This window comes from Croceicoccus bisphenolivorans, assembly GCF_001634625.1.
Classification (GTDB): domain Bacteria; phylum Pseudomonadota; class Alphaproteobacteria; order Sphingomonadales; family Sphingomonadaceae; genus Croceicoccus; species Croceicoccus bisphenolivorans.
Map to the genome: position 1 here is coordinate 19,404 of NZ_LRSE01000022.1, position 11,413 is coordinate 30,816.

Here is an 11,413-nt window from a genome sequence, read left to right on the forward strand (position 1 = left end):
CAAAGGCCCCCCAGCCTTGAAATGGTTTCGGTAAGACTAGAGCCTTGCCAGAATTGCGTCACCAATTTGTGAACAACCGGCAGTACCGCCAAGATCACCGCCAAGAATACCGTCAGACAACGTCTTCGCAACCGCCGCCTCTACTCGCGCGGCCTGCTCTTCCTCGCCCAGCGAGTGGCGCAGCAGTTCGGCAAGGCTGAGGACCGTGGCCATCGGATTGGCGATGCCCTTGCCCGCGATGTCGGGCGCACTGCCGTGGATCGGTTCGTACAGGCCGAACGTACCGTATTGGGTCTTGCGCTCACCCAGCGACGCGCTGGCCAGCAGACCGATGGAGCCGACGCACATCGATGCCTGATCCGACAGGATGTCGCCGAACAGGTTGCCGGTGACGACAACGTCGAACTGGCCGGGCGACTTCACCAGCTGCATCGCGGCGTTGTCGACGTACATGTGGGTCAGTTCCACGTCGGCATAGTCGGCGTGGGTCTCGATCACGACATCGCGCCACAGCTGGCTGGTTTCCAGCACGTTCGCCTTGTCGACGCTGCACAGCTTGCCGCGACGCTTGCGGGCCGCTTCGAAGCCGGCGATCGCGATGCGGCGCACCTCGCTCTCGTCATAGGACATGATGTCGTAGCCTTCGCGCAGGCCTTCGGTCGTGGTACGCATGCCCTTCTCGCCGAAATAGACGTCGCCGTTCAGCTCGCGCACGATCAGCAGGTCGATCGCGCCCGCGATCTCCGGCTTCAGGGCAGAGCGATCCTCCAGCCCCGGAAAAACCTTGGCCGGGCGAAGGTTGGCAAACAGGCCCAGCTCGCTGCGCAGGCCTAGGATTGCCTGTTCGGGGCGCAGATGGCGTTCAAGGTGGTCGCAATCGAAGTCGCCAACCGCGCCGAACAGGATCGCATCGGCTTCGCGCGCGGCTACCAGCGTTTCTTCAGGCAGGGGATGGCCGTGGTTCTTGTAGGCAACGCCGCCGACATCACCGGAAAGCAGCGAAACCTTGAGCGGCAGCGCATCAAGCACGCGCAGCGCCTGATCCACGACTTCGGGCCCGATCCCGTCCCCTGCGAAAACCGCGATCTTCATCGACATTTCCCTCACTCCAACGCGGTTCCGCCGATCCGGGCAAGCCGCTGCATCATCATTTCGCGCCCGCCCATAACATTCGTGCGCCGATCCGCAAGCAGCCTGCGGGATAATTGCCTGCCCGAACGGTCCAGCGCGGCCATGATGTCCGGCCAGTCGTCCGCAGGGGCCAGCGCCTCTCCGCCAAAGCCCAGATCGCGCAGGACCAGCGTTTCGTACTTCGCCATCGCCAGCGCCCAGCCCCGCGCGGATGGCGCGTTGCATATCGCATCCAGCAGCGCCTCCAGCGCGGAATGGATCGCGGGATAGGGATTGTGTTCCGGCAGCACGGTCGCGGCCAGCGTCGTCGCCCAGCCGATCGCCGCCGCAGGAAGCGGTTCGGTCAGCCAGGGGCCGCGGCTGGCGACCAGCTCCAGTTTCAGGAACGGCAACTGGCTTGCCGAACGCGCGCGCAGGTCCGCCTCCACCACGTTGCCGGGGATCAGCACGGGCCGCATCTGCCGCCCCCGCCCGCCCGCGACATAACCCGCCAGCATCCCGAATTCCCGCGTCAGCACGCGCACGATGGCCGCCGTCTCCCCATGCGGACGAGTGGCGCAGACGATGGCGGGAGCCCGAATTTCCATATGCGGGGTTTGGCTGGCCCGCATCACGCTGGCAAGCGTTCAGGCGGCCACCGCCCCCGGACAGGCGCAAGCCGCGTCGCTCATCTCGTTCTCCAGCCGGCTTGCGGCCTTGTCGGCGGCGATTTCGGGGTTTTCCTTGCGTCCCATCGTCCAGTTGCGGCCCAGCCGCACTTTCGGGTTTGGCTCGCACCAGATTTCGCCGCTGTCGTCGATGGCAGTAACCCAGATCAGGTTATGCTCCTGCCCATAATCGATCATGCCGAAAGCATATCCGTCGCCCTTGCCCAGAACGTGGACGGGGATGGTGGGGTTCAATTGCGTGAACATGAGATATTTTCCTGCGATTGCCTTTCCATCGGCAACCCCGCAATCGCTACGACAGTTCCGCCCGGATGCGGTGAAGCGATGGTGTGAAGGTCTCATTTCCGCAACGCTTCCCCTCGCGGCTTCGACCGGTTCGCCGGCGATGCCGGCAAAGTGCTGGCGGCTGTGCAATCGTGCCGGCGGTCAATTGTCACTGGACAGTGGCGGGGCGAAAGGGTTTGTGGGTGCCAACCGAAATCGGCAATTGGGGATGGCGATGGCGGAAGACGACTGGTTTCGATCCGGCGCGTGGGACGAAAACGCGCAAGACCTGTTCCGGGAACGGCTGAAACGCGCGCGCGACCAGAAATGGTTTTACCTGCGCGTAAAGGCCCGTGCCATCGCGGCGGAGCATCCGGAAGACGCGCTGACGCTTTTCGCCCAATACATCGCCGCCGATCCCGAACACTGGAGCGACGGGCACTACGCAATCGCGACAATCGAACTGGCGCGCGGCGAGATCGATGCCGCCTTCGCCGCGCTGGACGAAGCGATGGGCGAAAACGGGCAGGATCTTGGTGCGACGGGAGTGATGGAGAACGCCTTCCTCTGCGCTTTTTACGGCCGAACGGATCGCTACGAGCGTGCACTTGCCCTGTTCGAACCGTGGGACAAGGGCGCGGCGCGGCAGTTCGGGCGGCCCTTTAACCGCAGCTTTGCCGGCAACTACGGCGAAGCGCTGATGCTCCACGCGCTGGGCCGCGTGGATGAGGCCCAGCTTCCCGCCCGCGCAGCTCTGGAACAGCAACTGTCCGATCGCGGGCCGGTTGCAGGTCACCCCGCGCTTGGCATCCCGCCACGGGCCAGCGAGGAGATGATGCGCCAGCTGGTGTGGATCGCCGGGCTGTGGGACAGCAAGGTGCTGGGCGATCCGCCGACCCGCTTCGCGACCTGAACCTTGCGCGCAAATCACGCGCAATCGTTCGTTAGGAGGCGCGTGTTAAGCTACGCCGGTATGAGAACTACCCTTGCCATCTTATTGATTTGCATGCCCGCCATGATCCAGGCGCAAGTCTATACCGGCAGCGTTTACGCAATTGACGGCGACACGCTGGAAATCGGCGGAGACCGGTTTCGCCTTCACGGCATCGATGCGGTCGAAAAGGCCCAGACCTGCATGACCGATGCGGGCGTGTGGAACTGCGGGAGCGAGGCGACCGCGACCCTTGCCGCTCTTGTCGACGGCAGGCCGGTGGAGTGCCGACAGGTCGAAAGGGACAAGTACGACCGTATCGTGGCGACTTGCCACGCGGGCCGGATCGACCTGTCGCAGGCGATGGTGGATGCTGGCTATGCGGTTGCCCTGCCGCACTTCAGCGATGCCTATATCGCTGACGAAGCGCGGGCCAAGGCCGGCAGCAGAGGCATCTGGGCATCGCGCTTCGACCTGCCCGCCGACTGGCGCGCCGCGCATCCGGATGCCGCCCCCCGGCCCGCGCCGCGTCGGAAACCCGCCGTCGCAAGGTACGCGCCGTATTATCGCGATTGCAACGAGGCCCGGGCGGCAGGGGCGGCACCGATTTATCACGGACAGCCCGGCTATCGTCCCGAAATGGACGGCGACAACGACGGCATCGCCTGCGAACCGTATCGCCGCCGCCGGTAACGCGGCCTCACCCCGCATCAGGCAGGGTCAGCTGCCACCCAGTTCGCGCCAGCGGCATGGCGACCGGCACGGCGGCCGAAATAGCTGCCGGGGCCAAGACTCATGCCGCTGGCATATGCCTTGCCGGTACGGGGAATATGCGCTGCGCTTGCCCCCACGACGTAAAGGCCGGGGATCGGCTCGCTGCGCAGGTTCAGACATTCGCCATTCGGGCCCGATTTCAACCCGCCCAGAGTGATGAACAGATAGGTCGAGCGGTCGAACGAGATGTCGAACGCCGCCCACGGCCCCTTGTCCAGCGGTTTCAGCCACGATGCATCCTTGTGCAACAGCGGATCGCGCCCTTCGGCTGCGTGGCGGTTGTAATCGGCCATCGTCTTCACCAACGACCCTGCAGGCAGGTCCAGCCCCGCCTCCATTTCCCCGATCGTCTCGTACCCGTCGATCAGGGTGTGGTTGGCGGTCGGGATTTCGGGATAGGCGAAGATCTCGCTGTCGACGATCAGGTATGCCTTCTGGTCCGGTTGCTCCATCACGAAGTTCGCGGTGCGGCCGTGATAGCTGTCCTCGGCCACGAACCGATTGCCGCGCTTGTTGATGACGATACCCTTGATCAGCTGGCCCGGCGGATAGATAGACGCGGTAGGGATGACCCCGTCCATCGCTCTCGTCCCCGCGCCCGCCGACAGGCCCAGCATGACCCCCGCGCCATCGTTGCTCGGAATGCCGAGCGGTTCGCTCGTCTCGCCCAGCAGGGGGATGTTCTCTGCGATCATCTCGCGATTGAGGTTGAAGCTGCCCGCCGCGATGATCACCCCGCGCCGCGCCTTGGCGTAAATCGTCCCGCCCGATTGCTTGACCTGCACGCCGACGATCCGGCCCGCGCTGTCTGCGACAAGGGCGGTCACATTGCTGTCATAGATCGCCGGAATGCCTTCATCGACGCACTTCTGCAGCAGCGGTGCCATGCCGACATGGCCCGCGTTCTCGCCGGTTCCGGCAACCTTGTGGCCGCGCGGCGCGGGCTTCGCGATTCGGTTGTAGGGCCACAGCTTTTCGTTCCCTGTGCCCATCAGGCAGGTCGTGTCGTCAAGGAACACCGCCTTGCCCTTGAACTCGGTCCTTTCGAAGGGAAGGCCCTGCTCTTCCAGCCAGTCGAAATGCGCCGCACCGTCGTCACAGAAACTGCGCACGGCAACCGGGTCCAGCGGATCGCAGCTTGCCATCATATAGGCGGCCATTTCGTCGGGCGTATCCTCATACCCCATGGCCTTCTGCACCGCCGTGCCGCCGCCCAGGTAGTAGATGCCCGAAGACATCGCACTGGCTCCGCCGCCGCCGGACGCGCGCTCCACAATCAGCACATCCGCGCCCGCGCGGTGAGCCTCCAGCGCGGCGCATGTGCCCGCTACGCCCTGTCCGATAACCACGACGTCGCATTCGCGGTTCCACGCAGGGATCGCATCTGCCAGGAGGAGTTCCGGCACTTCCTTCATGGTCAATTCCCTCCGGCCGCAGCAGCGATGCCGGCCTGCATCTCGTCAGGCGAGGGATTGCCGCGAAGGCACAACCCGCCGTTCACCTGCAGGTTCTCGCCGCTCATGAAACACTCGTCGCTGGCCAGGAACACGGCGGCGGCGGCGATGTCGTCGCTCGTGCCATAACGGCCCAGCGGATAGCCCTTCACGAAGCTTTCGAAGAGGCCCGGCACCTGCCCCGCCTCCTGCGTCATCGGCGTTTCGGTCAAGCCCGGAGAGATCGAGTTGGCTCGAATGCCCTCGCACCCGAACTCGTTCGCGACACAGCGGATCACGTGATCGGTGCCCGCCTTCGTGCCCATGTAGGCGGCATGGTCCCACAACATGATCTTTGCCGTCGCCGAACTGATCTGAATGATCGATCCGCCCCTGCCGCCGCGCGATTTCGCCATCTTGCGCACGCAGGCCTGATAGAACTGGAACGGGCCGATGAACTGCAATGCAGTCATCTGCTCCAGCTGTTCCCGCGTATTGTCGAGGAAGGGTGTGAGCAGTCCCCAGCCTGTTGCGTTCACGGCGATGTCGACACTGCCCATCCGCTCCACTGCGGCATCGAGCAGGGCGTTGACGCTGGCTTCGTCGGTCAGGTCGCAGGGATGCGCAAGACATCCCGTCTCGCCCGCGAATTTGTCCAGCACCGCCTGCTTACGGCCCGATACCATGACGGTCGCGCCTTCGGCCATGAAGCGGCGGGCCATCACCTGCCCCATGTTCCCCGCGCTGCTCGCGCCGAGGATCAGAGCGCGCTTGCCTGCAAGCCTGCCCATCGCAATTCTCCCTACTCTATCGCCAACGGGCCTACCACCGGGTGCCCGTGCAAGGGGACTGCGCAAAAAGTCAGTCGAAGCGAACCGCGCCAGTTCCTAAGTATCATCCTCAAGCATTGCAGGAATCCCCAAGGGAAAGGATTGTCATGGACCTCGGCCTCAAAGGCAGGAAAGCCATTCTCGTCGGCGCGAACGGCGGTATCGGCCGTAAGGTCGCGCAGGCATTCGCAGCGGAAGGTTGCGACGTCGCCATCTGCGGCCGTTCGCAGGACAAGGTCGATAAGGTGCTCGGCGAACTGAAGCCCACGGGCGTCAACGTCTATGGCGAAGCGCTGGACGTTACCGACGCGGCGGCGGTTCCCGCTTTCGTCGACAAGGCAGCCGAAGCGCTGGGCGGATGCGACATCTTCATCAGCTTCACCTCCGCCAATCCGGGCGAGGACAGCGACGAATGCTGGGAAACGATCCTGAAGACCGACATCCTGCCGATGCGGCGCGGGATCTCGGCGGCGCTGCCCTACCTCGAAAAATCCGACGCGGGCGCGATCTGCTGCCTAAGCTCCACCGGCGCGGCGGAAGAATTCATGGGCGTGCAGCCCTACAACGCGCTGAAGGCGGCGGTGATGAACTATGCCGCGGCACAGGCGCAGGCGCTTGCCCCCAAGGGCATCCGCGTCAACTGTATCACGCCGGGTCCGGTGTTCTGCGAAGATGGCCCGTGGGCCTACATCAAGGAGAACATGACGGAGTTCTACGATTCGATCATGGCCCAGATCCCGACCGGCAAGATGACGACGGGAGAAGAAATGGCCCGCACGATCGTCTTCGTTTCCTCACCCGCAGCAGGCGGCATGCTGGGCGCCAACATCGTCGTCGACAGCGGCATTACCAAGCGGGTCCAGTTCTGACGGTTCCTCATGGGGAAGGCGTGTCGTTGCGCCCTTCCCCGTTACCCCCACTGCCCCTCCATCCCCGTTCGCGAAATGCACAGGGGTGGAGGGGTATTTTTTACCTGACCGGCAGCAGATGGCGCGTCAGTGGCGGACCATCGCGCCGCCATCGACCCACAGGCCGTGTCCGGACATGAAGCGGGCGTCGTCGCTGCACAGGAAGGCGACGACATCGGCAATGTCCCCTGCCCTGCCCAGCCGCCGCAGCGGTGCCTTGTTTTCCCAGAACGTGCGGTATTCGGGCATCTGCTCGAACGCCGGGGCCGTCATCGGCGTGTCGATCGCGCCGGGCTGAACGCAGTTCACCGTCACGCCATGCGGGCCGAGTTCGGCAGCAGCGGACTTGGTGAAGCCCAAGATGGCATGCTTGGATGCGGAATAGGCGCAAAGCCCCTCGTCCCCGAAGCTGGACGTGGTCGATCCGATGGTGACGACCCTGCCATTACCCGCAGCCTTCAGCAGCGGTGCGGCATCGCGCACCAACCGGAATACCGCGACGAGGTTCACTTCGAGCACTTGCCGGAAGTAGGCGTCGGAATGGCCTTCCAGCGGCGCGAACGCGGAAATCCCCGCGCAAGGGACCAGCGTGTCGAGCCCGCCCATCGCATCGACCGCGGCCCCGACCAGCGCCTCGCTCGCGCCATCTGCCGTGACGTCCGCGACCTGATCGACTTCGCCCTGCAGGTCGCTGGTAAAAACCCGCGCGCCGTCTGCCGCCAACCGCTTCGCGACCGCCGCGCCTATCCCCGACCCTGCGCCGGTGACGATGGCGCGGCGACCGTGCAGCCGCCCGCTCATGCGATTTTCAGGACCAGCTTGCCGGTGTTCTTGCCGGAAAACAGCCGCATGAAGGCATCGTAGGCATTCTCGATCCCGTCCTGCACGTCTTCGTCGATGCGGACCTTGCCCTCGGCAATCCACTTCGCGATCTGCGCGCCACCTTCGGGAAAGCGGTCGGCATAATCCATGATGAGGAAACCGTGGATCGAGGCCTGGTGCACGATCAGCTGCCACAGGTTCTGAAGCCCGTGTTTCTCGACCGAATTGTATTCGCTGATAAGCCCGCACAACACGATGCGCGCCTTCTTGGCGAGGTTGTGGACTTCGGCTTCAAGGATGTCGCCGCCCACGTTCTCGAACACCATGTCGAGGCCGTTCGGCGCGGCCTGCGCGATTTCCTCGCGTAGGTCGTCCCGGCTTTTCCCGCGGTAGTCGATGGCCACGTCGAAACCGTAATCCTCTATCAGGCGGCGGCACTTCTCCGCCCCGCCCGCAATGCCGATCACGCGGCAGCCGTTGATCTTGCCGATCTGCCCGACGACCGAACCGACAGCCCCTGCCGCGCCGCTGACGCAAAGCGTTTCGCCCGCCTTCGGTTTGGCAACGTCCAGCATCCCAAAATAGGCGGTAAGGCCGACCGCGCCCATGGCCGAGAGGAACTTCGACGGACTGTCGACCATGCCCACATCGATCGGCGCGGTGAAATGGCCGGGTGCAACGGCGCTGTATTCCTCTATCCCGTTGAGGTTCATGACCCAGCTGCCGACCGGAAAGTCCGGGTTGTCGCTGGCGTAAACCTCGCCCACAGTCGTCGCGCGGACCGGATCGCCAAGCGGGATCGGCGGCATGTAGCTGGGCATGTCGTCCATCCAGCCACGCTGCGCCGGATCGAGCGAGCAGTAATGGTTGCGCACGACAAAGCCACCGGACGGCACTTCGGGCACCGGTTCGCTGACAAGCGCGAAATCTTCGGGCACCGGATCGCCGACAGGGCGGCGGCGCAGCAGGAAGCGGCGGTTGCTCATCGTTCTACTCCGTCAGGTCGACGATGACTTTGCCGGTGTTCTTGCCGGTCATCATCCGGCCATAGGCGACCAGCGTATTCTCCAGCCCCTTGGTCACATCGAACGGCACAGTGATCCTGCCGGTCTGATACCAGTCCTTGAGCAGGGCGTGGTATTCGGGGCCGCGTTCCGGAACGTCGGGCAACAGGAACCCTTCGATGCGCAGGCGGCGCATCAGCACCTGATCATAGTTCTTCGGCCCCGGCACGCTTTCATCGCTTTCGTAGTTGGCAATCATGCCGCAAACCGCAACCCGCCCGAACAGCGCCATGTTGGCCAGCACCGCATCGAGGATCGGGCCGCCCACGTTCTCGAAATAGGCGTTGATGCCGCCCTCGATCTTCTTCAGCTCTGCCGCGACATTCTGGTTCTTGTAATCGATGCAGCGCTGCGCCCCCAGTTCCTCTACCACGTAGCGGCACTTGTCCGGCCCGCCCGCAATGCCGATGACATTGGCGCCGAGGTTGCGGCCGATCTGGCAGCCAAGGCTGCCCGTCGCACCTGCAGCGGCGGAGATAACGAGATTCTCGCCTGCCTTGATGCCGAGAATGTCCTTCGTGCCGTAAAGCGCCGTCCAGCCGTTGAGGCCGAGGACGCCGAAGTGCTGGCGCGGATCGTCGATGTCTTCATCGAGCAGCACTGCCCATGCATCGTCGGGGCGCACGGTGGAATAGTCTGCCCATTGCCCGAAGACGCGGACCAGACGGCCGGCCGGAAAGCGATCGTCACGGCTTTCCACGATGCGGCCCAGCGCCTGCCCTGCCATCGGGACACCCATCGGCAGCGGCGGCTGATAACCGTCTTCGCGCGGGCCCATCCACATGCGGGTGCCCGCATCCATCGACAGGTAGTCGGCCTTCAGCCGGATCTCGCCATCCTGAAGCGGGGCAAATTCGGCTTCCTGCAGGCTGAGCGCGGAGCTGAAATCGTCTCCCTTCGGATGGTCGTCGAGACGCCAGAATCGGTTCGTGGTCATGTTCAGACTCCCTTCGGGCCGTGCTGGCGATGGATATTGCGAAACGACCGGCGCGAGAAATACCAGCGCCCGCCGATCTTCACGCATTCGTCGTCATAGACGCCGCGATCGCGCATCGTCTTGCCGTTCTGGTCATAGACCTCTGCGGTGTAGCTGCGCACTTTGGCACGGTCGCCGTCGACCTCTATCGAACCCGGCCATGCGTGGAACATGATGCCGGGATACTGCTTCATCGCCTCCACCCACAGGCCCACGATGTTGGCGCGGCCTTCCTGTGGCGGGAATTCGGGATAGTCGGGCATTTCCCAGCGGGCATCTTCGGCCCAGGTGCCGCCCCATGCATCCGCGTCGCGCTGCGTCACCGCATCGGCATATGTGTCGAGCAGGTCGCGAATGGCCAGGCGATCGCCGTCCGGTCCGGTGAAGGGCATGTGTTCTCTCCCAGTGAGCTTTGTTGCCCCGAAGGTAGAGCCGCCGCGCGATATCGAAAGCTAGTCGTTTCGGCAGGTATGCGCCGGATCGCCCCTACTGACCGACCGGCAGTTCCTCCATCGTCGGGGCGGCGTCGGGGATGCTCACCTCGATCTGTCCGCCTTCGACGCGGATGGGGAATGTCCGCAGGTCCTTGTACGCACCGCCGATGCAGCGGCCCGTTTCCAGTTCGAACCGCGCGCCGTGCAACGGGCACATGATCGCGCCGCGGCGAATGCGGCCATCCGAAAGCAGAGCCGCCTGATGCGTGCAGCGATCGTTGACTGCGTGGAACCCGTCGTCCGTCTTCGCGGCAAGCACGTACCAGCCCGCGATCTTCGCGGCCAGCTTGCCTTCCTCGGGAAATTCGCTTTCCGCAATCAGCGGGTGCCAGCTCTCGCTCACGCTACGTCCGTCCTCTCGTTTCTCTACGCATCCGCCCTAACCGGTGGACCGGCATTTTTCACGCTAACTATTCCGATAGCTATCGCGCGGGGCCGCGATTGGCGACAACCATCGCGAAGAAATCTGCGTGGGAGAGTGATGATGACGCCTGAAGAAGCCGAACGCTTTATCGACGAGCTGTACGCAGCAACCGGCACGGGCGACTGGGACAAGGTTGCCACGATGGTGACCGACGACCTGATCATCCGCGAAGCACCCGGCCTGCCCATGGGCGGCAACTATATCGGCAGCAATGCGCTGAACGACCTGTTCGTGAAGGTCTTCGCAATGCTCGACGTCGCGTCGCTCGAAACCGTGGCGCGTACCTATGGCGGGGACTACGCGGTCGCGATCCTGAAGATGCATTTTGCCGACGAGAGCCTCGCCCCGGCAGAGCTGACCGAAGTCTTCCGCTTCCGCGACGGGAAGGTGTGCGAAATCGTGCCCTACTATTTCGACCCGGCAACGATCCATGCCGCGGCAGAGGCGAAGCAGGACAACTGACGAGATGGATTTCGCAATTCCCCGGCGCGCGCGTGAGATCGGCGCGAAAGTAGAGGCATTCGTTCGCGAGGTCGTGATCCCTTACGAGAAGGACACGCGCCGCGACCATCACGGCGCGCCGCTGGACGAACTTGTCGACGAGATGCGCGGGAAAGCACGCGCCGCCGGGGTGATGACACCGCATGTCCTGCCCGACGGTTCACACCTGACGCAGGTGGAGACGGCCTATGTC

General features: G+C 64.1%; 14 protein-coding genes and 1 pseudogene. 5 read left to right on the forward strand and 10 right to left on the reverse strand.

The window, feature by feature from the left end; translation table 11 throughout:
* Window positions 1-36 precede the first annotated feature (36 nt).
* The 3 genes from leuB to A7A77_RS16025 are packed head-to-tail and all read right to left on the reverse strand — an operon-like array spanning window position 37 to window position 2,045.
* Window positions 37-1,092 carry a 3-isopropylmalate dehydrogenase gene (leuB, locus tag A7A77_RS16015; protein WP_066560658.1) on the reverse strand — a complete coding sequence of 352 codons (1,056 nt, stop codon included), beginning with the start codon at window positions 1,090-1,092 and terminating at the stop codon, window positions 37-39.
* 11 nt (window positions 1,093-1,103) lie between these two features.
* Entirely contained in the window at window positions 1,104-1,718 is a 615-nt protein-coding gene (gene recO, locus A7A77_RS16020) for a DNA repair protein RecO (protein WP_066560602.1), read from the reverse strand.
* A gap of 39 nt (window positions 1,719-1,757) precedes the next feature.
* Window positions 1,758-2,045 (reverse strand): hypothetical protein, encoded by a 288-nt coding sequence (locus tag A7A77_RS16025; protein WP_066560605.1) that lies wholly within the window; start codon window positions 2,043-2,045, stop codon window positions 1,758-1,760.
* 253 nt (window positions 2,046-2,298) lie between these two features.
* Here A7A77_RS16025 and A7A77_RS16030 point away from each other — a divergent pair, with 253 nt between their 5' ends.
* On the forward strand, window positions 2,299-2,976 hold the full coding sequence (locus tag A7A77_RS16030; RefSeq protein ID WP_156500631.1) for a tetratricopeptide repeat protein: 678 nt from the start codon (window positions 2,299-2,301) through the stop codon (window positions 2,974-2,976).
* Window positions 2,977-3,069: 93 nt separating this feature from the next.
* Window positions 3,070-3,687, forward strand: a complete 618-nt coding sequence (locus A7A77_RS16035) for a thermonuclease family protein (RefSeq protein ID WP_245638518.1) — start codon at window positions 3,070-3,072, stop codon at window positions 3,685-3,687.
* A 17-nt stretch (window positions 3,688-3,704) separates the two neighbouring features.
* Here the strand turns inward: A7A77_RS16035 and A7A77_RS16040 are convergent, their stop codons facing one another.
* On the reverse strand, window positions 3,705-5,183 hold the full coding sequence (locus A7A77_RS16040; protein WP_066560616.1) for an FAD-dependent oxidoreductase: 1,479 nt from the start codon (window positions 5,181-5,183) through the stop codon (window positions 3,705-3,707).
* Between the two features lie 2 nt (window positions 5,184-5,185).
* A complete protein-coding gene (locus A7A77_RS16045) occupies window positions 5,186-5,992 on the reverse strand; it encodes an SDR family NAD(P)-dependent oxidoreductase (RefSeq protein WP_066560619.1) in 807 nt (268 codons plus the stop codon).
* 146 nt (window positions 5,993-6,138) lie between these two features.
* Between A7A77_RS16045 and A7A77_RS16050 the strand changes: the two genes are divergently transcribed.
* Window positions 6,139-6,900 carry an SDR family NAD(P)-dependent oxidoreductase gene (locus tag A7A77_RS16050; protein WP_066560621.1) on the forward strand — a complete coding sequence of 254 codons (762 nt, stop codon included), beginning with the start codon at window positions 6,139-6,141 and terminating at the stop codon, window positions 6,898-6,900.
* A 126-nt stretch (window positions 6,901-7,026) separates the two neighbouring features.
* Here the strand turns inward: A7A77_RS16050 and A7A77_RS16055 are convergent, their stop codons facing one another.
* The 5 genes from A7A77_RS16055 to A7A77_RS16075 form a co-directional block, all read right to left on the reverse strand.
* Window positions 7,027-7,740 (reverse strand): SDR family NAD(P)-dependent oxidoreductase, encoded by a 714-nt coding sequence (locus A7A77_RS16055; protein ID WP_066560624.1) that lies wholly within the window; start codon window positions 7,738-7,740, stop codon window positions 7,027-7,029.
* Complete coding sequence (locus tag A7A77_RS16060; RefSeq protein WP_066560631.1) at window positions 7,737-8,747, reverse strand: NADP-dependent oxidoreductase; 1,011 nt, start codon at window positions 8,745-8,747, stop codon at window positions 7,737-7,739. Before A7A77_RS16060 ends, A7A77_RS16055 begins: the two co-directional genes overlap by 4 nt.
* Window positions 8,748-8,751: 4 nt before the next feature.
* Window positions 8,752-9,762: an NADP-dependent oxidoreductase gene (locus A7A77_RS16065; RefSeq protein WP_066560633.1), complete on the reverse strand. Its 1,011-nt coding sequence runs from the start codon at window positions 9,760-9,762 to the stop codon at window positions 8,752-8,754.
* A 2-nt stretch (window positions 9,763-9,764) separates the two neighbouring features.
* Window positions 9,765-10,193, reverse strand: coding sequence for a nuclear transport factor 2 family protein (locus A7A77_RS16070; RefSeq protein ID WP_066560635.1), 429 nt, complete (start codon window positions 10,191-10,193; stop codon window positions 9,765-9,767).
* 94 nt (window positions 10,194-10,287) lie between these two features.
* A complete protein-coding gene (locus A7A77_RS16075) occupies window positions 10,288-10,638 on the reverse strand; it encodes a Rieske (2Fe-2S) protein (RefSeq protein WP_066560638.1) in 351 nt (116 codons plus the stop codon).
* A gap of 141 nt (window positions 10,639-10,779) precedes the next feature.
* Here A7A77_RS16075 and A7A77_RS16080 point away from each other — a divergent pair, with 141 nt between their 5' ends.
* Window positions 10,780-11,181, forward strand: coding sequence for a nuclear transport factor 2 family protein (locus A7A77_RS16080; RefSeq protein WP_066560660.1), 402 nt, complete (start codon window positions 10,780-10,782; stop codon window positions 11,179-11,181).
* A 4-nt stretch (window positions 11,182-11,185) separates the two neighbouring features.
* Window positions 11,186-11,413: pseudogene (locus A7A77_RS16085) on the forward strand (acyl-CoA dehydrogenase family protein); the annotation flags it as partial.